Source organism: Pantoea sp. EABMAA-21 (assembly GCF_030053335.1).
Taxonomy (GTDB): Bacteria; Pseudomonadota; Gammaproteobacteria; order Enterobacterales; family Enterobacteriaceae; genus Pantoea; species Pantoea communis.
The window spans coordinates 191579-216510 of sequence record NZ_JASGBX010000010.1 but is presented as its reverse complement, the minus strand read 5'-3'; the positions used below and the strand labels follow the sequence as shown (position 1 = coordinate 216510).

The window sequence follows — 24932 nt, the reverse complement described above, 5'->3', positions numbered from 1 at the left end:
AGTATGGTGACATGCCGGGCAGCTGGGGCCTGATTCGCCTGCTGGATAAGGCTCAGGTCAGCGCCAATCCGGGCATCAGCAGCAGCTGGCGGCTCACCTGGCAGGCTCCCGACGGCCGCCCGCTGAACTACATTCTGCGAACAGAAGCGGGTGAGGGGCCGCTGGCGCTGCTGAAGCTGCGCAACTTCACGCTCCCGGCAGACATATTCATTATCAGTGACACACCGGAAGTGCCGGATGAAACTTTTGTCAGCGAGGAAGACTAATGCCACTGCAATCCCTGATTAATGCCTGCGGTGCGAATGTGGACCATCTTCGGGTGCTGGCCACGGAGTCTGTTTCGCTGTGGGAGCCGTGGCTGAAGCCCCTGGCGGACACTCACGCTACAGGGGAAGACCCGACCTACAACGATGCGTTCCAGCAGATGCAGGAAGAGATGAACCGTTTGTCTGGCGCGGATACGACGCTTATCTGTGCGCTGGCGGAACAGGTACTGACGACGGAAGCCAAAGACATCCGCGTGGCAGTCTGGTACTGCTGGGCGCGTTTGCAACGAGACGGTGAAGAAGGGTTTGCCGACGGTCTGGCCCTGCTTGCCGGCCTGCTGCAGCGCTTCGGTGATGCTTTGCATCCACAGCGGGCGCGCAGTCGTGAGGCGGCGCTGGGCTTTCCCGCCAGCGCGCGCGTGCTGGATACGCTGACGCTCTATCCCGAAGTGATGACATCTTCGGCGCAGCGTACCGTGGCGGCGTTGCTGGTGATTGATGACGTATGCAGAGCGCAGGGCGGGGCCGGCCTTGGTAGCCTTTACGGCGCGCTGGAGGCAAGGTTGCTGAGGGCAGGCGGCCCGGATGCGGTTGTGCCCCAGACGGCGGCAGACGGTCCCGCATCCCAGTCGTCTTCAGCCTCCGCCGCCCCCGCTCTGGCGGCTATCAGTTCCGGGCGTGATCTGCTGGACCAGGCACGAACGCTGGCCGCTTATCTGCGCGATCAGCCAGGCGGATGGCTGGCCGCGCATAGGCTGATGAAAACCATCCGTCATGACACGCTCAGCCAACTGCCACCGTTGTCCGGCGACGGCAAAAGCCGTATCGAGCCACCCAAGCCGGACCAGCGCGCACAGCTCAAGCGCCTGTGGCTGCAGCAGAGCTGGGCCGAACTGGCCGAGCAGGCCGACAGCCTATTCAGCCGGGGCGGCAATCACTTCTGGCTTGACCTGCAGTGGTATCAGCACCAGGCGCAGCTGCGCTCGGGCAATGCGACGCTGGCGGCGATTGTTCAGGACGACCTTAAGGGCCTGCTGTCGCGCCTCAACGGGCTGGAGACGCTGGCCTTCAGTGACGGAATGCCGTTTGCGGATGAGGTCACCATGGGCTGGATCCAGCAGCATGTGCTGATGTCTGCGGGAGTGTTTGGATCGGAGGCTGTCTCTGTGACTGCTGGCGCAGAGGATGATGTGTTGCAGCTGGAGAGCGAGGCCACTGACCTGGCAGACAGGGAGGGCATTGAAGCTGCGCTGGCCTGGCTGCAGCAACGGCCCGGCATAACGTCACCTCGCCAGCAGTGGTTATTACGTTTGCTGATGGCCAGACTTGCCGAGCATTTTGGCCGTCAGGAAATGGCGCTTCATCTGCTATGTGCGCTCGATACGCAAGCGGAGAACATGGTACTAAGCGAATGGGAGCCGTCTCTGCTGTTTGAAGTGAAGTCTCGCAGACTCAAAATGCTGCGTGCACGAGCAGTTAGAGGGGGTGCAGATAAGCTACAAACAAATAAGGAAATTGAGCTATTGATTTCAGGTCTTATTAGACTTGATCCCGCAAAGTCTGTTGCAATTTGTGGATGAGTATTTCGCTAACGACTAAGTGTGGTAATTAAGCCATATTTACTCATATCTAATATGTTTTTAATAACCAAGGTGGATTTATGCTTTCATTGATTCGTGTTGTCAATTTTATGGTTTCAATCCTATTCCTTATTGGAGGTGTGTTGAGTTTTTTCCTTGGTGGGATGTTGATAGGTATATTCCCAGAGTTTGCTGCTTTTTCAATGCTCTTTGCAATCCTTCCAATAGTTTTAATCTTCCTTTCAATTCTGGGCTTATATGGCGTGCTAAATAATAACATCAAAGTACAGATGGCTTTTGATATTTTATTGCTTCCATTCTGGAACGTAGGAACTGTGGTAGGTGCTGTTTGTTTAATCTTATTCTTAGTCGAGCGATATAAAGTCACTGGCAAATCGATTAGCTCCGACGCACCTGACAAGCCATAGTGTTTTCTCTAGTTTTTAATTTTGATTAAGATTGCTCGAACAAATCATTTAGCGAACTGTAGTGAGTGAAAGTTAAATTCATTTGAAAAAAAGGGTCGGTTTTATATCGCATAAAACATTCAGCTACATTGATTTTAATTGCCCCACAATAACTTCCAGTTGATACAGTCTATTTACAGAAATAATTTTATTATGAAAGACTTAACTCTACGCTATTACGATAACGAAATGCGCTATCTGCGCGACGCCGCCAGAGAATTTGCCGAAACTCACCCTGACCGCGCCGCCATGCTCAACCTGGACCGTGCAGGCACGCCAGATCCTTTTGTGGAGCGCCTGCTTGAAGGATTTGCTTTTTCCGTCGGTCGACTGCGTCAGAAAATTGACGATGACCTGCCGGAGCTGACCGAAGGGTTGGTCAGCATGCTCTGGCCGCATTATCTGCGCACGATCCCTTCACTGAGCATAGTGTCGCTCTCGCCTGATCTGCCGAAAATGAAAATGGCGGAGACCGCTCCCGCCGGGCTGGAGGTGTATTCCCGCCCGGTAGGCCCCAAAAATACTGTCTGCCACTACCGCACCACAAAGCCGGTTACGCTTAATCCGCTGTCAATCTCAGGCGTGGTCATGGGCACCGAGCCGGACGGACGCTCCGTGCTGCGCCTGCGCATAGCCAGCAGCGGGCAGGCGGACTGGAGCCAGTGTGACCTGCGTCATCTCAGCCTGTGGCTGGGAGAAGACGTGCCCGTGGCGACCGCGCTGCATCAGAGGCTGACCCGCCGTCAGGCCGCGATATACGTCCGCCTGGCCGGGCAGCAGGAGCGGATCGCCCTCAACGCCTGGTTCAGCCCGGGTGGATTTGGTGAGGACGACAGGCTGTGGCCAAAGGGTGACAGCGCCTTCAGCGGCTATCAGTTGCTGCTGGAGTACTTCACCTTCCCGGAGAAGTTTCGCTTTGTGACCCTGAACGGACTGGAAGCTATCCCTCTTCCACCCGGGCTCACGGGGTTCGATATTGAGGTGGTATTCAGTGAGGCGTGGCAGAGTGATTTGCCGGTGACCGATGCTTCGCTGAAACTGCACTGCGTACCGGTGATTAACCTGTTCACGCTGGAAGCTGACCCGCTGACGGTTAACGGACTGGAGAGCGAGTACCTGCTGCGCGCGAAGCGCCTGCAGGACGGACATACCGAGATTTACTCGGTGGATGCAGTCAGCGGTTCAGGGCTGACTGGCGCGGCAGAGTACGTTCCGTTCACCAGCTTCCGGCATCGGGGCGGCATGATGCGACGCCTCGCACCTGAGCGCTATTTTCATACGCGCGTTCGAAAAGGCGTGACCGGGATGCACGACACCTGGCTGATACTCGGCGGTCAGCAGTGGGAGGAGGGGGAGGAGCTTTCCCGCGATACGCTCTCGCTGCGCATCACCGGCACCAACGGCCAGCTTCCCCGTCGTGCGTTGCAGAGCACCCTGCTGGACCGCTGCGAACAGGTGTTGCAGACCCCTGTCACGGTGCGCAATCTGACTCGTCCGACACTTCCTGCTTATCCACCTGCTGAGGACCGCTTTCACTGGCGGGTGCTAAGCCACCTCGGTTCCGGCTTCATCAATATGATGAATAGCGCAGAAGTGCTGCGCGGCACGCTGGCGTTGTACAACTGGCAGGATGACGAACTCTGCAACCGCAGGCTGGATGCGATTCTTGACGTACAGCATCACCGTCTGCAGCGGTTTGAGTCTGGTTACCTGCTGCGTGGTCTTGACATTGAGGTGACGCTCGACAGCAGCGGTTTTAGCGGTGATGGCGACATACACCTGTTTGGCGAGATGCTCAACCGCTTCCTGTCGCTTTATGCAGACATGAACCAGTTCATTCAGCTCTCCTTGATTATCCGGCCTGAAGGAAAATGCATCCGGTGGAAAGAGAATCACAGTCAGCGCCTGCCCGGCTAATCGCGCGGCTGGGTGACCGGCTGCCTTACATGAATTTTTACCGCTTCTGTCAGCTTCTGGAAAGGAGCGATCCCGAGGCACCTGTGCCGGGCAGCACTTGGCAGGTGCGGCACGAGCCAGTGCGCTTCCGGCCTCATCCCGGCATGGGCTTTCCGGCAGGAGAAATTCGCGGTGCAGAAGCGCCCGCTCATCCGCATCTGCCGCCCACGGTACGCATTAATTTCATGGGGCTCTATGGCACGGCGTCTCCGCTGCCGTCGCATTACATTGATGATGTGACGCGGCAGCGCGAAGGGCACGAGGCCACGCAGGATTTCCTGGATATCTTCAGCCACCGCCTGACCACGCAGTTTTACCGCATCTGGCGCAAATACACCTACCCGGCAACTTTCGCTCCTGGTGGCACCGATGACACCTCTCAGTACCTACTGGGGCTGGCGGGTCTGGGGATAAGCGGCTGTGCGCAGAATATCGCGACGCCGGTCTCGCGTTTCCTTGCGCTGCTGCCGGTGATGCTGCTGCCCGGTCGAACCGCCGAAGGAGTCTCCTCGCTAGTGAAGCTGCTGGCACCGGACACGCGCGCGCAGGTCGTGCCCTGGGATTCACGTCGTATTCCCCAATCCTCAATACTGAATATGAGCACGCGCCACCCTGTCAGTCTGACGCATCGACCGGTGGTGGGGACGCATGCCACAGACGTCAACGGTCAGGTATTGCTGAGGCTGTTCACCGGCAACCCTGAGGAAGTCCGGGGATGGCTCCCCGGCGGGCAACTGCACGGCGACTTGATGGCGCTGTTGCACGTCTACCTGGGATCAAAGCTAGATGCGCGACTGGAGCTGTGCGTTTACCGCGCAATGATGCCTGTTGCACAGCTAAGCTGCCGGAAGGAGGGGGCGCAGCAACTCGGGCGCACGGCGGTGCTGCCTCTGACACAAATCACGGGCTCCCGCGAGTCTAACCAGATAACCATACAGCTCGGTCGCTATCAGCGCGTCCGGGTGCAACCTTCAAGGATCGAAACCGATGAACAGGGCGACTATCGCTGGTAAAATGCTTATCCCTCTTATGCTGGCACTGAGCGTCAGCAGCTGCGGTCTGACGCAGAAAGTATCAGAGGGCACCGTCTCCGTAACAAAATCCATTTTTTACAAGCAAATACGCACACTGCATCTCGATTTTCGCGCCCGTGAAGGGGCAAACCGCAACGCACAGGGTGCTGCGCTCTCAACCGTGGTGCGCATCTGGCAACTGAAGGACAGTAGCGCTTTTGACGCCTCAGACTACCCCTCGCTATTCACTGCTGACAGTCAGGTTCTGAAGGCGGACCTGCTGGCACAAAAGGACATCCGCATCCGCCCGGGTGAGTCAGTCAGTATTGATATGCCGATGGACGATAAGGCGGAATTCGTGGCAGTGGCTGGGCTATTCCTGTCGCCAGACACGCAGGATGATAAGTGGCGAATCTTACTGACCCGCAATGACCTCGATCCGGACAACGCGCGCGTGATTGAACTGGGTGACGGTACACTGACTTTGGTCGCGGAAAAGGCTAAAAGACCCTGATGATGCCTTCACTTTATGAGATCCTTTACGGCAATTTTAGTGGCGGGCTGGCGCTCGATGCCGTGAGCGAACGGGACCAGGTCATTCTTTCGGTGCTGGATAACCTGCAGCGCATCCTCAACACCCGCGCTGGTTCAATTGCACACATCCCCGACTACGGTTTGCCGGATATGACCCGCATCCTGCAGGGGATGCCGGGCACTGCGCACCAGCTGCTTCACACCTTTTCAAGCGTGTTGCTGAAGTACGAACCGCGCCTCAAGCGTATTGAGGTGGCATTGCTGGAACAAACGTTGCCAGGCGAATTGCGCTACGCCATTGAAGCCGAACTCACCGGTATTGGCCTGGTGCGCTACGGCACGGAATTCAAACCAGAGGGCAGAGTGTTGCTGCGTCACTTAAAGCAACAGCAGTTAATGGGCAGTGGTTTGACGGGATAAACAAGGAAGGTTGCTGAATATGAATCAGGTGATTAAAACCGGTGCAGATCCGCGCACCTTACCAGGCTATTCCCAGTTGCGGGAAGAGATGAGTAAGCTGACGCATCCCGCCCGGCCCGATGTTGATTGGGGGAAAGTGGAGAGACTCACGCTGGGGTTGTTTGAACAAAATGGACTGGAGTTGCAGAGTGCGGCCTGGTTCACTTTGGCGCGTGCCAACAACGCGGGTTTGAGGGGGCTCAATGAAGGCTTGAATCTGATTGACGCGCTGGTGGTACATCAGTGGTCGATTTTCTGGCCGCTGGCGATTGATGCGCGCGCCGATATCCTCAGCGTGATGTTTCGACGTCTGCAAAGTCTCTACCGTGGCTGGCAGGTGGTGGGCAGCGAGATGGCGGCGCAGCTATTAGAAACGGAGCGGTTGCTGATATCCTTGCGTGAAGCGTTGTTACGTTTTGGTATCAGGGAATTCGCGCAGGCCAATACGTTATTGCATCAGGTCAAACACTCCATAACGCAGCTTCAAGAAAGACTGCCCTCTCCGGTACAGCTTATTCCGGCAGCACTCAACAGTGAACACCACAGCCATCCGGCTCGCGTTTATGTGGTCTATCCTGATGCGGATGAGCAGCAAGACGCGCCCACAACGGCTTCATCATTAAAATCATTTGTGAGTGGGGCCTGCTGTGCCTTACTGGCTGGCGTTTTAGTCTTTGTCTGTGGCAGTTGGTATCGATACGAACAGCATCAGCACTTGATGGCCTCTCAAGCCCTGCTCGAACAACAGCGCAGAGAGAAACAAGCGATATCGTTGGAAAAATTACAGAGCTGGCATCGTGGTATGGCGCAGTTGGAAAATATGGCTGAACAACTCAATGGACTGGATAAAACTAAAGGAAAATATCTCACGGTGAGTGAGCTTAAAACGGGGATTTTTTCCGCGATGCAGGCCTTTAACCAGCAGATTCCGGTTGAAGAGCAACTTCGACGTTACGCTGAAGGTAACGGTGATCAGCTGAGTGAACAAACACAGACGGGATTACTGTTAAAACAGCTGATGTTTCGTTATCAACTCATACAACAGGATAACGCAGAGTCGCTTACCGATCGGGAAAAAGCCAATCTAAATCAAAGTCGTACCTGGTAGACTTCTGAAATCAGCGCTAAACCAGTAAAACTGATTGAATCCAATGGGTGGGCAGGTTACAACGTTGCAAAACTATGAATGGATGCTGGTGCAGTATCGACAACCCTCCTGACCCGGAGGGCTTTTTTATCGCTTTAACAACGGAAAACTATGCCTCACACTTACCGCCCATGGATGAAAAGGTATTGGCTGGTCTGGCTACTTCTCACGCTGGTGACTTTGTTCGCATTACTTGCCGAACAAATCCTGGATCAACAGCGCACGCGTGAAGCGGAATTCCATCAGCAGTTCAGTCGTATTGCGGCCTATTTAACGCAGAATGAAACTCTGTTGCCATTATTGACGGGTGATGAAAACCTCACTGAATTGCAGAAGAAATTTCCGCAAATCGTGCAGCTTGAGCACACACAGAACAGGCCGCTAACCGGCCCGCGGTTTGAAGATGCCAGCGAAGGACGGTACTGGCTGTATAACCCCTATCGACAATTCCGCATGCTGGTGGATTTGCATTTTGCCGTGCAAGCCCCAGAGGTCGGGCTGGCACTTGCATTTCATATTCATGCTCAGCCCGCAATATTAACTTCGGCCTATTCTGAAACGGCGCGCTGGCAATGGCAGCGTCCGTTTATCAACCTCTACCAACCTTTTCTAATTAAAGGCAGCGCGAATCCTGATTGGCGTGCGCTGCATGTCGCTCCGCCCCTGCTGGCTTTGACGTTGTGGCTCATCATCGGTTTTCTCGGTTGGGGATTATTGCGTCACTGGCGACAAAACGTCGAAATGCGTCTGCGGGCTGACTATTTCCAGCGCACGCGGCGTGAATCTTTGGGTGAATTCACGGCGGGTATCATCCATGAAATTAACCAGCCGCTCACCGCGATTAACACGTGGTTACACACCAGTCAGCTGCTGCTTAAGCAAGGCAAACACGATAGCCTGCCGCAGACACTCGGTGCCATCAGTTTACAAACTGAACGATTGGCCGGATTGCTGCAACGTTTTCGCGACATTGTCAGCGAACGCCCGGTGGCGATGACTGCGATCGGTGTTGAATCAACATGGCGGCGAGTCACGGTGCTATTACAACAAGAACTGGATGCGGGCGCTGTGGTGCTTCATCAGCAGTTTCAGCATGACCACGCGCGTGTTATCGGCGACGAACAATGGCTCGAACAGGTCTTTCACAATCTGCTACAAAATGCGATCCACATGCAGCAAGGGCAGGCGGATGCGTGGGTGGCTATCAATTCAGAACGCCTGGCGCACGAGATTAAAATCATCATCAGTGATAACGGACCAGGCTTTTCTGTCGAAGGATTAGCGCAGGCCTGTATGCCGTTTTACAGCTCGCGACCAGAAAGCATGGGGCTTGGCATGACGCTGGTTGAGAGCTTGATGTTACGCATGAATGGCCAGCTGCGGCTGGCAAACCGCGCCGAAGGCGGCGCGGAAATCACCCTAAATTTCCCACTGGCGGAGTAACGGAATGAGCGCAAAAGTTTGGTTAGTGGATGATGATTTGTCGGTGCGTGAATCATTGGGTTTTCTCTTGAGAACGCTGGAATATGACGTTGCCGACTTTGCTGATTTGGCCTCATTTGAGGCGGCTACGTCAGCGCAGGAACCGCTGCGCGGCTGTTTGTTGCTGGACGTCCGCATGCCGGGCATCAGTGGCCTTAGCTGGTTGGCAGAGAAGGGCGAAAGGCATCCGCTGCTGCCGGTGATCATCATGACCGGTCATGGCACGATTGAAGCCTGTCGCCGTGCGTTCCGTCAGGGGGCTTTCGAGTTCTACACCAAACCGTTAGAGATTGAACCGTTGCTGGAAAGCGTGCACCAGGCAATGCATGAAAGTGAACAGCGCGCGCAGCGCTGGCAGGCGCAACAGATTTTGCAGTCGCGTTTTGCATTGTTGTCGGTGCGTGAAAACGAAGTGATGCAACTGATGATTGCCGGGCAGACCAGCAAAGAGATAGCGCGTGATTTATCGCTGTCACCACGAACGGTTGAAGCCCATCGCGCCGCAGTTCTGACTAAACTGGAAATGGACAATCTTGCGCAACTGATTCACGCCTGGCAGCAACTTAACCAGGTATAACTACCTGGCAGAACGCGTGATCACCCGAATATTTATTAACCTGCTCTCATTTTACAGTGTCACCTAACATAACTCAGGAGTGACACATGACTATTCGCCTTTCTTTGATTGCTGCTGCGGCGGCATTTGTTTCTTTTGGCAGCCAGGCCGCCGTGACTGAATCCAATCTGTCATTGGCTGAGGCGCAAAAACTGGCCAGCGTAGCTATTCAGTCCTGCGCAGCAAAAAATTACAATGTCACCGTGACAGTAGTAGATCGCGCAGGTTTAGTGACTGCGGTACAGCGTATGGACAATGCCGGTCCGCACACCGTAGAAGCGAGCCGTATGAAGGCCTACACCGCGTTGAGTACCAGGAATCTGAGTGGCAAAGTGATGGAAACGGCACAGAACAATCCAGGCGCGCAGAATATGCGTGACGTACCAGGCTTTCTGCTGTTAGCCGGTGGCGTGCCGGTAAAAAGTGGTAATCAGGTGATTGGTGCGATTGGTGTCGGTGGTGCGCCGGGCGGTAATCTTGATGAGGCTTGCGCGCTGGATGCATTGAAAGCGATTGATTAAGTCATGATGGGCGCAATATATTGCGCCCATTAAGCACATGGTCTGTCGTGTCATTTCAATTAGCCTGTCCAACATAGCCTGTGCACGTCCTGCAGGCTACCCGCTACGGAATATCGGTTTCCCTGCCGCGCTATGACTCCACTGATGAACTGCCATAACGTACGCGTCTTGACGCCACAAAACACAGCAGCGGCACCGGTAAGGTAAACAACAGCAGCAACCACAGCAATACGTACACCGCATCAACGCCGTCATTTTGCAGATTATTATAAAGCTGTACCGGCATGCCCTGAGGGAAATAGGCGAAAATCATAACAATGCCGAACTCACCCATGGCGCGCACCCACGCCAAAGCGGTGGCAGAGGCCAAACCCGGCGCGGCCAGCGGAACCGACAAACGCCAAAACCGCTGCCACGGTGAGGCACCTAAGGTACGACCGGCATCCAGAATATCCTGCGGAACGCCCGCAAAGGCGGAACACGCGGTAGTGATGAAGTAGGGCAGTGCGCCGTACCATTGCGCCAGAATAAACGCGGCAGGATTGTTGACCAGCGTCCAGCCAAATTTCCCCAGTAATTCCCCCGGAACACTATAAGGTCCGTAAGCGCTCACCAGTAAAATTCCCATTGCCAGCGGAGGCGTCAGTAATGGAATCATCACCAACAGTTCCACAATGGCGCGCGCGCGGCCCTTTGCCTGCGACAACCACCACGCCACCGGCAATCCGCTGATAAAGATCAACAGCAGCGCAATCGCGCCCAATCCCAAAGAGGTGGAGATGGCACTGCCATCGCCCCAGGCAAGGTGCATGTGCTGCCATTGCGTAACGCCAATCAGGGTGACGAATGGCACTGCCAGCAACATCAGTGCTGGCAGTGACAACCAAAGCGCGGTGGCGTGACCGGTCTTCATTACTGATAAACAGCTCCGCCTTTCGGTGCGGCGTAACCATTCTGTTTAAACAGCGCCTGACCTGGCTGGCTCAGCATGAAATCGACAAAGGCTTTACCCGCTGCCGTACCGTGCGGGGCGTTTTTCAGCACTGCTGCGTAGTAAACCAGCGGCTGGGTATGCAGTACTTTATCTTTGCCCGCGCTGTCTTTGACGCTGAAGCTCACAGTGTCATACCACTGTTTTGCCATGTCTGGATTGCTCAGGTTGATCTCATCCGGCAGCGCCACGTAAGGCAGATGTGCGGAAATCACTTCACTCTCATAACCTGCCGCGGCATCGACCTGACCACTCTCCAGGCGAGCTAGCAGGCCGCCTTCGAGATGGGTCTGAGCAGGGTTTTGGTAGCCACCAAGAATTTTATCGGCGATGCCCGGCTGCTTGTAATACTTCTCAGCCAGCAGCAGGGTAAAGATAATGTTCTGGCCTTTTGGATCGTTAATCGGATCGGTGCGCCCGAACTTAATGCCCGGCGTGGCCAGCACTTTCAGCCAGCTGGCATCAGCGCCTTTGGCCTGTGCGAACTGCTGGGCAAATTTCCCTTTCGGGCTGTACGCCACCACAATGCTGGTGCTGGCAACCGGTACGGCACCATCAATCAATCCAGCATCTTTTAAGATCTGCATCGGGCCTGGCGTGATGGAGACGAACACGTCAGCAGTGATTTTTTTACTCGCCAGCAGACGTGCCATGCCGTATGCGCCCTGGCCTTGCCCTTCATATTTTCCGTCGTTCTGTTTGGCAAAGGCTGGACCTAAAGACTGGTCCATCACTTTCCCCATCGAACCAGCATAAGTTACGCGAATATCGGTACTGGCTTGTGCTTGCAGGCTGAGGCCCGCGGCGGCGGTTAACATCAATGCTGTGAGGTATCTGACTTGCATTCCCGTTCTCGCTATATAATTAGGTAGATAACGATTATCGGAAATTGTGCAATCAGTGCAAGCTGAAATCTGTTGCGAAATATGGGGATAGCCCGCCGGAGCGGGCTGACGACATCAGGCGAGAATACGCTGAGCCCAGGATTCAATATCATCACCGCTACCCATATCCAACTGCACCAGACCGTTGGTGATAAAGGTGGGTGAGACGTGAATACCGTTCTGGCGCGAATACTTGCAGTGCCACTTGATTTCATTTTGCAGCTCGGCGCGCAGGAACGGCGCATGGGCATCGATACCGCTATATTGTTGCAAACGATCAAGAATTTGGTGCGGTGTGGCGTCCATGTTCGGCCCATGACTGTGATCGGTGAACTCAAACTCTTCACGATGATCGGCGACCGCCTGCAGCACGCGTTTTGCAGCAGCTTTGCCCTCAGGCAAAGTGGAAGCGGCGAGGATGTAACGAACGATCAGTCCGGAATACATATGCCACGGCTGGGATTGCAGCCGAATCTTTAGCGTTATCTTATCTTCCCCCACCAATGCCAGCAGCGCATCCAGCTTATTAAAAGCACGGACTGAGAACGGGCAGGTAGGTTCCAGAAACACTTCAAACACTTTGGGGCCGTGGCCCCAGATTAATGGATCGGCGTGTAAAGCAGTGGTTTGACTCATATTCATTCCCTGTTGCGAGGTTAAACGTCGCCCTACTTTGGCAAAGCGCGGCGACGACAGCCAGCTTAGGTTTATGCTTTTTTGTTACAAGGACATTTGCGGTCGTCAGCACGATGCAAAATAAAAATCATTTTATAGATCCGTTAACTACAAGAATGTCCGCTGTTCCGGCATTTGCTCAGAAAATAAGCGGCTATAGTTATGCCAGCTTTGTTCTCTTTTTGTGCGGTCAGCGCCGCACGGTTTATTCATTTGCCTGGAGCCAATAGATAAGCAACGAGGTTCAATGTGTTTGCCGAAATATCCTGGAAAATCATCCATCAGGTCATTAACCAGACCATCGCGGAGATGGTGGATGAGCAGCAAACGTTGGATGTGATAACCCTGCGTAGACGGTTGCGTGAAATGGCCGAAAACGAAACAGATGAAGAGATGGTGCTGTGTTACTGGCAGGCCAGCAAAGTGCTGACGCGCTTGCCGGCCACAGTAACAGCCAGCCAGTTGGTTGAAGCGGCACGCCACGCTTTTCGCAGCCCACTCAATCATGATCCGCTTTAACCTTGAATGCTTTTCTTACAAATCGCGGATAATTGATTGATTTATAGTCATAATCCTGGCGTACGCTCTGCTAGACTAGTGAGTCGAAAACGCTGAAACAGAGGACAGTAATGAAAATCAAAAGTTATGCCGCGATGAATGCAGGCGAAGCGCTGGTGCCTTTTGAGTATGAGGCCGGTCCGCTGGCAGCTGAAGAGGTACAGGTTGAGGTCGATTACTGTGGCGTTTGCCACTCTGACCTGTCGATGATTGATAACGAGTGGGGCATCTCCTCGTTTCCAGTGATCGCGGGCCATGAAGTGATTGGTCGCATCAGCGCGTTGGGTGATGCCGCGCAAAACAAAGGACTGAAAGTCGGTCAGCGTGTGGGCATTGGCTGGACAGCGAAAAGCTGCCAGCACTGTAATGCCTGTATCAACGGCGAGCAGGTCAACTGCGAAAACGGTTCAGTGCCAACCATCATGAACAAAGGTGGTTTCGCCAGCCATCTGCGTGCTGACTGGCAATGGGTGATCCCGCTGCCAGAGTCAATGGATATCACCACTGCCGGCCCACTGCTGTGCGGCGGTATCACCGTGTTCAAACCGCTGCTGATGCACAACATCAATGCCACCAGTCGTGTGGGCGTGATCGGCATCGGTGGCCTTGGCCACATGGCGATCAAACTGTTGCGTGCGATGGGTGCGGAAGTGACTGCGTTCAGCTCCAACGCCAGTAAAACGGAATCTATCCTGGCGATGGGTGCGGATCGCGTGGTGAACAGCCGTGATCCACAAGCATTGAACGCGCTGGCAGGCCAGTTTGATCTGATCATCAGCACCGTTGCGGTTGATTTGGACTGGCAACCGTACTTCCAGGCGCTGGCACCGCACGGTAAATTCCACACCGTGGGTGCCGTGATGAAGCCCTTTGAAGTTCCGGCTTTCAGCCTGATCATGGGTGACCGTGCCGTGACAGGATCATCCACCGGTTCTCCGGGCCAGTTGCGTTCGTTAATGAAACTGGCATCGCGTGCTGACGTTGCGCCAACGGTAGAAGCGTTCCCGATGTCGAAAATCAACGACGCGCTGGATCATGTCCGCGCCGGTAAAGCGAATTACCGCGTAGTGCTGAAAGCGGATTTCTAACATGGTGATAAAGTCGGCAGCCGTGCCCTTGCAACTTCAATGTCAGATGAGGGTCCGACTATTGCGTTGCAGTGCAGCCATGCCGACCTGAAGTCTTACGGTGCGCAGCGTGCGCACCGATTCTTCGCCCCTCCATTCTTAAGCTGCATCGTCCTTCCAAACAGCATTCCCCTTACTAATAACCTGATTATTCAGCATTATATTGCTCATCACTTTGCTACTCTGATGCTCTATCGAGCAAAACTCCGAGGACAGCGATGAAGATTTCCAGCTATGCCGCTCTGCAAGCGGGTGAGGCGTTAGTGCCTTATGAATATGATGCCGGCCCGCTGGCAGCGGAAGACGTACAGGTTGAAGTCGATTACTGCGGCGTGTGCCATTCCGACTTGTCGATGATCGACAATGAGTGGGGCGGTTCACGTTATCCGTTGATTGCCGGACATGAAGTGATTGGTCGCGTGGCGGCGCTGGGAGAGGCGGCGCAAAACAAAGGGCTCAGCATCGGGCAACGCGTCGGTATCGGCTGGACGGCAAAAAGCTGCCATCACTGTGATGCCTGCATCGCAGGCGATCAGGTCAATTGCGAAAATGGCAAAGTCTCGACCATTAATAACCGTGGTGGTTTCGCCAGCCATCTTCGTGCCAATTGGCAATGGGTGATCCCGTTGCCCGAGTCGTTGGATTTGGCGTCTGCGGGTCCACTGCTGTGCGGTGGTATCACGGTATTTAAGCCGTTACTCATGCATAACATCAACGCCACCAGCCGCGTAGGGGTGATTGGTATCGGTGGGTTAGGACACATGGCGATTAAGCTGCTGCGTGCGATGGGCGCGGAAGTCACCGCCTTCAGCTCCAATGCCAGTAAAACCGACTCCATTCTGGCGATGGGCGCCAATCGGGTGGTAAACAGCCGCGATGCGGAAGCCCTGAATGCATTAACTGGTCAGTTTGATCTGATCATCAGCACCGTTGCCGTGGATTTAGACTGGAAGCCCTACTACCAGGCACTGGCGCCACAAGGCAAGTTCCACACGGTGGGCGCGGTGATGAAGCCGTTTGAGGTTCCGGCGTTCAGTTTGATTGTCGGCGATCGTGCGCTAACAGGATCTTCAACCGGTTCTCCCGCTCAGTTGCGTACCTTGCTCAAGTTAGCCGCCCGCGTGGATATCGCTCCACAGGTGGAGGAATTTCCGATGTCGCAGGTCAATGCCGCGTTAGAACATGTGAGAGCGGGAAAAGCCCATTATCGCGTGGTACTCAAAGCGGATTTTTAAGTCTCGTTGATGAGATGAGGTGCGCATCCTTGCGCACCAACCCTTATTTACCTTGTGGATCGCTTTCGCCCAGGAAGAAATACCACAACGGAATCGACATCAGTGCGGTGAACACTGCGCTGTATAAGGCAATCATCAACCCCTGCGTGATGTACATCGTCAATGACCAGTGGCTAAACGGGATACCGTATTGATCGATCACTCCGCCAATAATCGCATTGCTCATCACCGAAACGACAATCACCGCCAGAATGCACACGCCGCGCAGGAAGTTACGCATCTCCTTGCGCTTCACCGTAAAGCGAGCGCGAATAATGCCAAGCGGTGACTGCTGCGACGCCAGAATCTCTGCTTCGGTCATCGGAACACGTTGCTGTTTACGCCAGCGCAGAATATCGATCAGTAAAAACGCCAGCAGGCTTACGCCCATCACCGGCAGCGCATAACCCAGCGCCAACGCCACTATCAAGCAGGTGCCTTTACTGTAGTGCGGTATGGCGAGCCAGGTTTCGGTTAATGTTTTCGCCGGGCTGGCTTCCGCTTGCTGCGGACGGCGAGCCCACCACATGCGATAACCCAGCACGATCATCGTGCATAAACCAAGTCCAAAGAACGCCAACAGCAGTTGGTTAGGCAAGCCAAACAGCACGCCCATATGCGCATCCACGCCCCAGCGCGTCAGTTTTGCCACCAGTGGGAACTGGGCGAAATAGACGTGATCAACAATCGTGAAGTCCTGCGGATTTACGGAAACCGCATCAACCCGTGTCGGCCAGCTTCGATCGATTTCGGTCACTGCCCATGCTTTGTCCGCGCTTTTCGGCTGACGTAACTCTAGCTTACTGGCGCTCAATCCATCCTGGCGGGCGGCGTTGAGTACGCGATCCCAGTCACTGTCCGGCAGATTGTCAGGCATTGGCTTCGCGGGCTGTGCAACCGGTTTTGTCATTGATGACATCGACATTTTGGACATGTCCATATCCGACATATCCATATCAGGCATCCCTGGCATGCTGTGATGGTCAGCATGAGGATCGGCGGGCGCCGTATCGCCATTGAGTGAGGTGTTGACCTGCGGTGTCAGCCAGTTCAACTCCGTACGCCAGCGGTCAATATTATTACCCGCCCACTGCGACCAGGTTAAACCGGTGGCGGAGAAGAATACCAATCCCAGCACCAGCGTTAGACCCAGCGTGATATGCCAGTGGCGGCTAAAGGCGAATCCCTTGCGCGCGGCTTTCAGCTTACGTTTCGGGCGCGTGCCCAGCCACAGCACCACGCCGCCCAGTGCGGCAACCCACAACCAGGACGCCGCGAGCTCGCTGTAGTTGCGGCCAAAATCACCCAACAGCAGACTGCTGTGCAGCAGATCAAGCGTGGTACGCAACGGCAGTACACCGCTGGTGCCGTACACCGTCATATCGCCTTTAACTTTCAGGCTATAAGGATCGATAAACACCGCGCGAGACTGCGAAGCACCCAGTGAGGCATCGCTGAACTGTACGCGAGTGGTATCCGTTGCGCCTGGCGCAGGCCGCACAGCGTAAATGTGCTGTTTCTCACCTGCGTAGGCGCGTGCCGCGCTGATTTGCGCAGACAGTGGCTGCGCAGGGCCATTGGGTTGTGCCGTTAACGCATCGGAGTAGATGACGTTTTCCAGTTGTGGCGTCAGCACATAGAGCGTGCCGCTGAGTGCCGCGACAAAAATAAAGGGCGCGACAAACAGGCCAATATAAAAATGTAAGCGACGAAGTAGATTAAGCACCGCACCACGCGGTGCTGCAGAGTAAGCAGCAGACAAAGCCGTCTTCCTTCCGGTTAGAGAATGCCGTGACGCAAAAAGGTGCGTCGTTAATGATGTTATCAGCAGGAGAGAACAGCAGGCGGCGCACGCGGACGGTGTGTTGGGCTAAAGCGTCGGATCACCGGAGCCTGCAGAGGCGGCAGCGGTGGGGCGCGAGAAATCACCATCATCAGCCAGATGAACGGGATGAACACCCACATCATCAACGGCACATGCACCAGCAAGTCACAGTAGCCGCAGGCGAATTCACCGTCTTCCATCATGTGATGGTCCATGCCCGGCATCGCCATATCCATCATCATTTCGTGATGATGCATCGACATTTCAGACGTCATGCCGTGGGACGGCATATCCATCATGCGGCTTTGCCGTTCCATCAACGACTTCGATACGATCGGCGCGACAAACAGCAGCAGCACCGCCAGGATGGCGATACAGGCAGTCAGGCGCTGGCGAAGTTGATGTGAAAAGGTCATGGCGGCGACGAAATGATTCAACAAATGAGGCCGAAGTGTAACGCCATTGCCGCAGAAGGGTTACAGAAACTCAGGCTAATTTAGAAAAAATTCGCACCTTTTGAAAAAAGTCACTTTACGCGCTGTATTTGTTAACCTAAATGCAACCTGATGAGAACAGTGCGGAAACATGTAAACGGAGAAGCGATGAAAATAGTGATGCTGGATGGTGATACGCTGCCTACACCGCCGACACGCCCGGAGTGGTGTACGGAATGGGATTTTCGTGGAACAACGGCACAGCACGACATTATTTCTGCCTTAAAGGGCGCGCAGATTGCCATCACCAACAAAGTGCCGCTGCGCGCGGAAACACTGAAACAGTTGCCGGATCTGCGCTACATCTGTGTCGCGGCAACGGGTTACGACTGCATCGATTTGGATGCATGTCGTGAACGCGGCATTGTGGTCAGTAATGTGCCCGGCTACTCCACGCGAAGCGTCTCCGAAGGCGTGATTGCCGCCTTATTTGCCCTGCGTCGCCATCTGGTGGATTACGCCAACAGCACGCGCGCGGCCTGGCCTGCATCGTCGCATTTTTGTGTGCATCGCCAGCCGATTCAGGATATTTTCGGTGCGACCTTAGGGATTGTCGGCAAAGGCGACATCGGCAGCGCGGTGGGTGCGATGGCAGAAGCGCTCGGCATGACGGTACTCTACGCGGACCGCAAAGGCAGTTCAGCGCCGCGCGCTGGTTATGTTCCGTTTGAAGAGGTGCTGGCGCGTAGTGATGTGTTGAGCTTGCATTGCCCGCTGACGCCGCAAACTCAGCAGTTAATCGATTTGCAGGCGCTGGCGCAGATGAAGCCGTCAGCCTGGCTAATCAACACTGCACGCGGTGGACTGATCAATGAAACGGAACTGGCCCACGCGCTGCGTCAGGGTGCAATTGCCGGTGCAGCGCTGGATGTGCTCAGCAGTGAACCACCAGCAGCCGATCATCCGCTGTTGCAATCGGAAATTCCTAACCTGCTGCTGACACCACACATCGCCTGGGCCAGCCAGCAGGGAGTGAACAATCTGTTGCGCGGTATTGAAGCTAATCTCGAGGGATTTGCTCAGGGCAATCCAACGCATGTGGTGAGCTAAGCGCTTAAAAAATCGAGCGGCCCAGTCGCTCGGTGAGTTTCTCCAGCAGCGCGGTGCCCGCCAGAGAGTTACCGGAGTGATCCAGCGCCGGCGACCATACCGCGATACACATCTCACCGGGGATGACCGCGACAATGCCGCCACCTACGCCCGACTTCGCGGGCATTCCCACACGCCAGGCGAACTCGCCAGCACCGTCATACATGCCGCTGGTCATCATCAGCGCATTGACCTGGCGTGCCTGACGCGGTGAGATCACGGCCCACTCATCGTGCTGACTGCGTCCCTGGTTAGCGAGATAGAGAAAGGTGCGCGCCAGCTCTTCACAGCTCATGGAGAGTGAGCAGTAGTGGAAATAGGTTTCCATCACTTTGCTGACATCATTGTGGAAATTGCCAAACGACTTCATCAGCCAGGCAATGGCGGCATTGCGAGCCGAATGCTCGTATTCAGAGCGCGCAACCACACGGTCATAATTGATGTCGCTTTGCTGGGCCAGACGGCGCACAATCTCCAGCATACGCTGGCGCGGGGCAGTTAAACGACTCTCCAGCAAGTCACACATCACCAGCGCACCGGCGTTAATGAAGGGATTGCGGGGTTTGCCCTGTTCCAGCTCCAACTGCACCAGCGAGTTAAACGCCTGACCGGAGGGTTCCTTACCCACACGCTGCCAGATCTCGGCATCGTCATACAGCGTCAACGCGACCGTGAGTGACAGCACTTTGGAGATCGACTGAATAGAAAAACGCGTGGAAGCATCGCCAGCCTGAAAGCGCTGGCCATCGGGTGTGACAATGGCGATGCCGAGCTGATCGGCATCGACACCGGCCAATGCGGGAATGTAGTCCGCCACCTTGCCCTGTCGCGTTAAAGGACGGACTTCAGCGACAATTTCTTCCAGCAATCCATTCGTGAGTTCTGACACCAGATGGCTCCAATTTTCTTGTTTTTCCGTTTCAAATACGTTTGCGGCTTGTTTTATAGCGCATATCTGCAGTCATGAAGCCGCTATCAGCTGCGCAATCAATAGAATGGCAATCGAAGTGCGGTAGTAGAGACAGCATGATCTTTAAGGCCAGGATCATGGTGATTTGCCCCTAACTCGTCAACGGGCGACGTAAAATTCTGTGAGCCTTCCGGGTGAAGCCTGCGTTACAGTGCATAAATCCAGCAAAAACATCGGGCTCACATTATGTTGACCAATCTGTTGCGTGATTTTCCGTCAGCGGTGCAAAGCGGCAGCGCTGAAACCTTCGAAGCGCTGTTGTCACAACCCAATCTCCTGATTGAACGTATCGTTTCAACCGGACAGGCCAGTCCGCCAGATTTCTGGTACTGCCAGACACAAGGTGAATGGGTGATGATTTTACAGGGTTCGGCTGGATTGCAGTTGGAAGGCGAAAGCGAAGCGCGCACACTGTTACCCGGCGATTTCATCGATATTCCGGCAGGCTGCCGCCATCGCGTTTGCTGGACCGATAGCCAGGGCCCTACGGTATGGCTGGCGGTGCATTACGGAGAGCTGCCCAGCCAACCGTAAAATTCTGTTGCCAATGATTGCGTTACGCGATCGCCTGAGTTAGCTATGCTGACGGTTTTTCGTCGCGGGAGATGCGGCGCTGATGTAATTGAGGATCTGCATGTCTGTTTCGCAAAATGCCACTCAGCCTGAGAATACGATGCGCGCCGGGCGCTTTATGCTGCTGCAAAAGCTGTTGCGCCGCGATAAAACACCCGTGGCTTTATTGCTGCTCGCCGCACTGGTCGGTGTGCTTACCGGTTTGGTCGGTGTGGCCTTTGACCGCGCGGTGAATTTCATCCTGCATTCGCGCCTGAACTGGCTGGAAAACGCTGCCACTCATCCCCTTTTTAAGGTCCTGTGTGCTTTTCTGGTTTCCGCTGCTTTGGGGGCCATTGGTTATTATCTGGTGCGGCGATTCGCGCCGGAAGCGGGTGGTTCAGGCATTCCCGAAATCGAAGGGGCGCTGGAAGAGCTGCGTCCGGTGCGCTGGTGGCGCGTGCTGCCGGTGAAGTTTCTTGGCGGTATGGGAGCGCTGGGCTCAGGCATGGTGTTGGGGCGCGAAGGCCCAACCGTGCAGATCGGCGGCAATATTGGCGGTATGTGTCTGGATCTGTTCCGCGTTAAGTCGTCTGAATCCCGGCATACCTTGATCGCCACCGGGGCGGCGGCAGGATTGTCGGCGGCTTTCAATGCGCCGCTGGCCGGCATTCTGTTTATTATTGAGGAGATGCGTCCGCAGTTTCGCTACAGCCTGATTTCAATCAAAGCAGTGTTTGTCGGCGTGATCGTTTCCAGCATCGTATTTCGTTTATGCAATGGTAATGAAGCCATTATCAACATCGGCCAGTTGCGCGATGCGCCTACCAACACGCTTTGGCTCTATTTGTTGCTTGGCATCCTGTTTGGCGGCTGCGGTGTGGCGTTTAACCGCCTGATATTTCTCGCGCAGGATCAGTTTCAACGATTACATCAAGGCCGTATTGCCGCCTGGGTAATGTGGGGCAGCCTGCTGGCGGGATTGTGTGGTGTGCTTGGCCTGTTTCTGCCTGCTGCCGTGAGTGGGGGGATCACGCTGATTCCCGATTTCTCAGCGGGAAGTTACAGCGCGCTGGCCTTATTCGGTCTGTTCGTCCTGCGGACATTGGTGACAATTTGCTGCTTTTCTTCAGGCGCGCCGGGCGGGATCTTTGCGCCGATGCTGACGTTGGGCACCTTGCTGGGTACCTGTTTCGGTCAACTGTGCATTCACTGGTTCCCCGGTTATCAACTGGAGGCCGCGACCTTTGCCGTGGCTGGCATGGGCGCACTGTTTGCCGCTTCGGTGCGCGCGCCCTTAACCGGCATTGTGCTGGTGCTGGAAATGACCAACAACTATCAGCTGATTCTGCCGATGATCATCACGTGCCTGGGCGCAACCCTTGCTGCACAGTTCTTTGGCGGCAAACCGCTGTACTCTTCGATTCTGGCGCGCACGCTGGCTAAGGCTCAGCTCAGCGGTCACGCCAGCGCAAAGATCCACTAAGGACGTTTACCCACGCTGTGCGTCAGCGTGGTCCAGCGGCGCGCCTGTTCGCTAAGACTGAAGCCGAGGCCGTGACGATCGGATATCAACATACGGCCGTCACGCAGTTCTAACTGCTCATTGAACAGCGGGTTGAGCCACTCAAAATGCTCCAGCCAGGGTTCAATCGGATAGGCTGCTGCGAGATGAATGTGAATCTCCATCGCGAAGTGGGGTGCCAGTTTACGTCCGTGGCGCGCCGCCAGACCCATGATCTGCAGGAATGGCGTAATACCGCCCACGCGCGGCGCATCCGGCTGCACAAAGTCGCTGGCGTTGCCAAGGATGAGTTGCTCATGTTCACGGAAGCTGGTGAGCATCTCACCGGTGGCAATCGGCGTATCTAACGCGGCAGTCAATGCTGCGTGGCCTTCCACGTCATAGGCATCGAGCGGTTCTTCGATCCACACCAGATTGAATTGCTCCATCTTACGTCCCATGCGAATCGCTGTTTCACGATCCCACTGCTGGTTCGCGTCCACCATTAACGGGAAATCATCGCCCAGTGTCTGACGCACCGCAGTGAGGCGCCGCAAGTCTTCAGCGGTGTTGGGTTGGCCGACTTTGAGTTTGATGCCGCCAATGCCATTTTCACGCGAGATCGCCACATTTTTGATCACCTGATCAAGCGGCGTATGCAGGAAACCGCCCGAAGTGTTGTAGCACTGCACGGAATCACGATGCGCGCCGAGCAGCTTTGCCAGGGGTAATTGGGCACGCCGTGCTTTCATATCCCAAAGTGCAATATCAAACGGTGAAATCGCCTGCACCGCCATGCCGCTGCGGCCCACGGACGCGCCTGCCCACAGCAGTTTGGTGTAAATCTTGTCGATGTCGTTGGGATCTTCACCAATCAGCGCATCGGCAATTTCACAAGCATGGGCGTAAATGCCCTGGCCGCCCGCGCGTTTGGAATAGCTGAAGCCGATGCCCTGGAAACCGTCACGCGTTTCGATCTCCGCCACGATGATCGCCACTTCTGTCAGCGGCTTCTGGCGTCCAGTCAGCACTTTGGCATCGCTCACCGGTGTGGCCAGCGGCAAAAACGCCAGTGACAGATTGACCCAAACGATGCGGTCACCGCTCTCGGAGGCATTACCGGCTCCTGTTGTTTTGGCATAGCTTACGGCACTGGAATTCACACTCGACATGATGTTCTCCTGTAAATGATTGCGCTAACATTTTGAATCGGAGAAGACTATGCGCCAATAACGTTGAGCTTTAATGCAAAGCCGATCACAGAATGGACAATTCGGGGATTTAAATGATAGCCCTAACATTCTCAGCGTTTTGCGCTGGCTTTGATAGGGCGGCCTGCTATGCTAGCGCTATCTGCTTCTACCCTGAGCCGCCATGAAACTACGCAACCCCGAGCGCAATGCTGCCCCTACGCTGGAAGATGTCGCCCGCGTCGCGGGAATATCGCCGATGACGGTGAGTCGTGCGCTCAATTCCCCGCATCTGGTTCGACCGGCGACTGTCGCCAAAGTCAAAGCGGCAATCAGCGCCACCGGCTACATTCCCAACGCGCAAGCGGGCAGTCTGGCGAGCAATCGTAGTCGCCTGATTGCCGTTGTGGTGCCGCAAATCAATAACAACATGTTCGTGGACACCATTCAGAGCCTGAATGACAGCCTGAGTGCGCAGGGCTATCACATGTTGCTGTGCGTCACCGGTTATGAAGCGGAAACCGAAGCGGAAACCGTAGCCACGCTGTTGTCTCGCCGGCCGGATGGCATCGTGCTCACCGGTATTCATCACAGCGCGCAGCTGAAAAAAGTGTTGTTACAAGCCAATGTTCCGGTGGTCGAAATCTGGGATATGACGCCCACCCCCATCGATATGCTGGTAGGTTTTTCCCATGAAAAAATCGGCGCGCGCGTTGCGACCTACCTTGCCGAGCGCGGTTATCAAAAGCCGGGTCTGATATGGACGGATGATCGCCGCGCATTGCAGCGTAAACAGGGTTTGCTGGATGCGTTAACGGCATTGGGCATTAATCCGCTGGTCGACACTCCAGTACAACTCCCGGCGCTAATGGCACGCGGTCGCGAAGCCAGTTCGCAATTGCTGGAGCAACATCCGGATGTCGATGTGTTAGTTTGCAGTTCAGACACGCTGGCGCAGGGCGCATTGATGGCGGCGCAGGCGCGTGGTTTAAACATTCCGCAGCAGCTGGCGGTGATTGGTTTTGGCGACCTGGATTTCGCAGCGGCAAATTATCCGGCGATTTCGACGGTCCGCATTGACCGACACCGCATGGGCGAGCTTGCTGCAGAGCAATTGTTAAAGCGCCTGCAACATCAGACGGTGGATAATCCGATAATTGATATGGGATTTACCATGGTGTCGCGTGATTCAGGTTGACCCAAACTGAACTGCGATCTTCATCACATGCGAAAAATATCTTCCATGTTATAAAAATTGGAAAATAAATTTTATTTTGAGAGGATCCTATCAATGTCAGCACTGCCTTCATTAGAAACCCTGCTACAGCAGGAAGCTGAGCACCGTTTACCGCAGTTTGATTTCGATTTGGCCTGGCAAATTGGTCAGGGCATTCAACAGCGTGGCCGCGAAATGAATGCGCCAATTGCTATCGAAGTTTATGCTTTTGGGCAGGTGCTGTTTCTGGCGGCGTTACCCGGTTCCGCGCCCGAAAATCTGGAGTGGATGCGTCGTAAACGCAACACGGTGCTGTTGACCGGCCACTCTTCGATGTATGTAGGGTTCGCTAATGAGCAGAAGGGCGAACGTATGGCGCAGCAGCGTAACATTCGCCAGGAAGATTACACCGATCACGGTGGCTCCTTCCCGCTGCTCAGCCCGCAGGGCGCGATCATTGGTGCAGTTAGCATCAGTGGCTTACCTTCTGAAGACGATCATGCTTTAGCGCTGTGGGGAATCAACCAACTGCTGCGCTAATT

General features: G+C 55.0%; 26 protein-coding genes. 19 read left to right on the top strand and 7 right to left on the bottom strand.

The features are described 5' to 3' along the window. The 11 genes from QMZ65_RS16225 to QMZ65_RS16175 all read left to right on the top strand — a co-directional run. On the top strand, window positions 1–266 hold a 266-nt coding region (locus tag QMZ65_RS16225), incomplete at its 5' end, for a type VI secretion IcmF C-terminal domain-containing protein (protein WP_283216351.1). Continuing rightward, on the top strand, window positions 266–1846 hold the full coding sequence (tssA, locus tag QMZ65_RS16220; protein WP_283216350.1) for a type VI secretion system protein TssA: 1581 nt from the start codon (window positions 266–268) through the stop codon (window positions 1844–1846). The genes QMZ65_RS16225 and tssA, both read left to right, overlap by 1 nt. Before the next feature lie 80 nt (window positions 1847–1926). Next, window positions 1927–2274, top strand: coding sequence for a hypothetical protein (locus QMZ65_RS16215; protein ID WP_202404593.1), 348 nt, complete (start codon window positions 1927–1929; stop codon window positions 2272–2274). Window positions 2275–2466: 192 nt separating this feature from the next. Beyond that, on the top strand, window positions 2467–4230 hold the full coding sequence (tssF, locus tag QMZ65_RS16210) for a type VI secretion system baseplate subunit TssF (RefSeq protein ID WP_283216349.1): 1764 nt from the start codon (window positions 2467–2469) through the stop codon (window positions 4228–4230). After that, on the top strand, window positions 4185–5282 hold the full coding sequence (tssG, locus tag QMZ65_RS16205) for a type VI secretion system baseplate subunit TssG (protein ID WP_283216348.1): 1098 nt from the start codon (window positions 4185–4187) through the stop codon (window positions 5280–5282). Before tssF ends, tssG begins: the two co-directional genes overlap by 46 nt. Next, complete coding sequence (gene tssJ, locus QMZ65_RS16200; RefSeq protein WP_502921531.1) at window positions 5257–5796, top strand: type VI secretion system lipoprotein TssJ; 540 nt, start codon at window positions 5257–5259, stop codon at window positions 5794–5796. The genes tssG and tssJ overlap by 26 nt, the downstream gene beginning before the upstream one ends. Next, a complete protein-coding gene (gene tssE, locus QMZ65_RS16195) occupies window positions 5796–6236 on the top strand; it encodes a type VI secretion system baseplate subunit TssE (protein WP_283216346.1) in 441 nt (146 codons plus the stop codon). Before tssJ ends, tssE begins: the two co-directional genes overlap by 1 nt. Window positions 6237–6255: 19 nt before the next feature. Beyond that, complete coding sequence (locus QMZ65_RS16190) at window positions 6256–7383, top strand: VasL domain-containing protein (protein WP_211728703.1); 1128 nt, start codon at window positions 6256–6258, stop codon at window positions 7381–7383. A 150-nt stretch (window positions 7384–7533) separates the two neighbouring features. Next, entirely contained in the window at window positions 7534–8865 is a 1332-nt protein-coding gene (locus QMZ65_RS16185; protein WP_283216345.1) for a sensor histidine kinase, read from the top strand. Window positions 8866–8869: 4 nt separating this feature from the next. Continuing rightward, window positions 8870–9481: a response regulator transcription factor gene (locus tag QMZ65_RS16180; RefSeq protein WP_045834320.1), complete on the top strand. Its 612-nt coding sequence runs from the start codon at window positions 8870–8872 to the stop codon at window positions 9479–9481. An 86-nt stretch (window positions 9482–9567) separates the two neighbouring features. Continuing rightward, window positions 9568–10041, top strand: a complete 474-nt coding sequence (locus tag QMZ65_RS16175; RefSeq protein WP_097118724.1) for a GlcG/HbpS family heme-binding protein — start codon at window positions 9568–9570, stop codon at window positions 10039–10041. 130 nt (window positions 10042–10171) lie between these two features. On the opposite strand, the gene QMZ65_RS16170 is transcribed toward QMZ65_RS16175, so the two are convergent. The 3 genes from QMZ65_RS16170 to QMZ65_RS16160 all read right to left on the bottom strand — a co-directional run bounded on the left by QMZ65_RS16170 (window position 10172) and on the right by QMZ65_RS16160 (window position 12552). Continuing rightward, window positions 10172–10954, bottom strand: coding sequence for a molybdate ABC transporter permease subunit (locus QMZ65_RS16170; protein WP_283216344.1), 783 nt, complete (start codon window positions 10952–10954; stop codon window positions 10172–10174). Beyond that, window positions 10954–11877, bottom strand: a complete 924-nt coding sequence (locus tag QMZ65_RS16165) for an extracellular solute-binding protein (RefSeq protein ID WP_283216343.1) — start codon at window positions 11875–11877, stop codon at window positions 10954–10956. Before QMZ65_RS16165 ends, QMZ65_RS16170 begins: the two co-directional genes overlap by 1 nt. Window positions 11878–11991: 114 nt before the next feature. Continuing rightward, complete coding sequence (locus QMZ65_RS16160; RefSeq protein WP_283216342.1) at window positions 11992–12552, bottom strand: DsbA family protein; 561 nt, start codon at window positions 12550–12552, stop codon at window positions 11992–11994. A 288-nt stretch (window positions 12553–12840) separates the two neighbouring features. Here QMZ65_RS16160 and QMZ65_RS16155 point away from each other — a divergent pair, with 288 nt between their 5' ends. The 3 genes from QMZ65_RS16155 to ahr (QMZ65_RS16145) all read left to right on the top strand — a co-directional run bounded on the left by QMZ65_RS16155 (window position 12841) and on the right by ahr (QMZ65_RS16145) (window position 15511). Further along, the gene (locus QMZ65_RS16155; RefSeq protein WP_034830226.1) at window positions 12841–13110 is read left to right on the top strand and encodes a hypothetical protein; all 270 of its coding nucleotides are present in this window, start codon (window positions 12841–12843) and stop codon (window positions 13108–13110) included. A gap of 110 nt (window positions 13111–13220) precedes the next feature. Further along, the gene (gene ahr / locus QMZ65_RS16150; RefSeq protein ID WP_211728700.1) at window positions 13221–14237 is read left to right on the top strand and encodes an NADPH-dependent aldehyde reductase Ahr; all 1017 of its coding nucleotides are present in this window, start codon (window positions 13221–13223) and stop codon (window positions 14235–14237) included. A gap of 257 nt (window positions 14238–14494) precedes the next feature. After that, complete coding sequence (gene ahr / locus QMZ65_RS16145; protein ID WP_283216341.1) at window positions 14495–15511, top strand: NADPH-dependent aldehyde reductase Ahr; 1017 nt, start codon at window positions 14495–14497, stop codon at window positions 15509–15511. 43 nt (window positions 15512–15554) lie between these two features. Here the strand turns inward: ahr (QMZ65_RS16145) and QMZ65_RS16140 are convergent, their stop codons facing one another. Both QMZ65_RS16140 and QMZ65_RS16135 read right to left on the bottom strand, forming a co-directional pair. After that, the gene (locus QMZ65_RS16140) at window positions 15555–17312 is read right to left on the bottom strand and encodes a DUF2534 family protein (protein ID WP_097118728.1); all 1758 of its coding nucleotides are present in this window, start codon (window positions 17310–17312) and stop codon (window positions 15555–15557) included. Window positions 17313–17374: 62 nt separating this feature from the next. Then, window positions 17375–17791, bottom strand: a complete 417-nt coding sequence (locus tag QMZ65_RS16135) for a DUF2946 domain-containing protein (protein WP_097118729.1) — start codon at window positions 17789–17791, stop codon at window positions 17375–17377. A gap of 186 nt (window positions 17792–17977) precedes the next feature. Here QMZ65_RS16135 and QMZ65_RS16130 point away from each other — a divergent pair, with 186 nt between their 5' ends. Beyond that, window positions 17978–18919, top strand: a complete 942-nt coding sequence (locus QMZ65_RS16130; RefSeq protein WP_160834155.1) for a D-2-hydroxyacid dehydrogenase — start codon at window positions 17978–17980, stop codon at window positions 18917–18919. A 4-nt stretch (window positions 18920–18923) separates the two neighbouring features. On the opposite strand, the gene glsB is transcribed toward QMZ65_RS16130, so the two are convergent. Next, complete coding sequence (gene glsB / locus QMZ65_RS16125; protein WP_058962017.1) at window positions 18924–19850, bottom strand: glutaminase B; 927 nt, start codon at window positions 19848–19850, stop codon at window positions 18924–18926. Window positions 19851–20114: 264 nt separating this feature from the next. Between glsB and QMZ65_RS16120 the strand changes: the two genes are divergently transcribed. Both QMZ65_RS16120 and clcA read left to right on the top strand, forming a co-directional pair. Further along, window positions 20115–20462, top strand: coding sequence for a cupin domain-containing protein (locus tag QMZ65_RS16120; protein ID WP_283216340.1), 348 nt, complete (start codon window positions 20115–20117; stop codon window positions 20460–20462). 100 nt (window positions 20463–20562) lie between these two features. After that, window positions 20563–21966 (top strand): H(+)/Cl(-) exchange transporter ClcA, encoded by a 1404-nt coding sequence (gene clcA / locus QMZ65_RS16115; RefSeq protein ID WP_283216339.1) that lies wholly within the window; start codon window positions 20563–20565, stop codon window positions 21964–21966. Here the strand turns inward: clcA and QMZ65_RS16110 are convergent. Further along, window positions 21963–23159, bottom strand: a complete 1197-nt coding sequence (locus QMZ65_RS16110) for an L-talarate/galactarate dehydratase (protein WP_097118733.1) — start codon at window positions 23157–23159, stop codon at window positions 21963–21965. The two genes, clcA and QMZ65_RS16110, sit on opposite strands and share 4 nt — an antisense overlap. Before the next feature lie 199 nt (window positions 23160–23358). On the opposite strand from QMZ65_RS16110, the gene QMZ65_RS16105 reads away from it, so the two are divergent. Together QMZ65_RS16105 and QMZ65_RS16100 are read left to right on the top strand one after the other, a co-directional pair. Continuing rightward, window positions 23359–24372, top strand: coding sequence for a LacI family DNA-binding transcriptional regulator (locus tag QMZ65_RS16105; RefSeq protein ID WP_283216338.1), 1014 nt, complete (start codon window positions 23359–23361; stop codon window positions 24370–24372). Window positions 24373–24465: 93 nt separating this feature from the next. Further along, entirely contained in the window at window positions 24466–24930 is a 465-nt protein-coding gene (locus QMZ65_RS16100; RefSeq protein WP_034830236.1) for a heme-degrading domain-containing protein, read from the top strand. Window positions 24931–24932 lie beyond the last annotated feature (2 nt).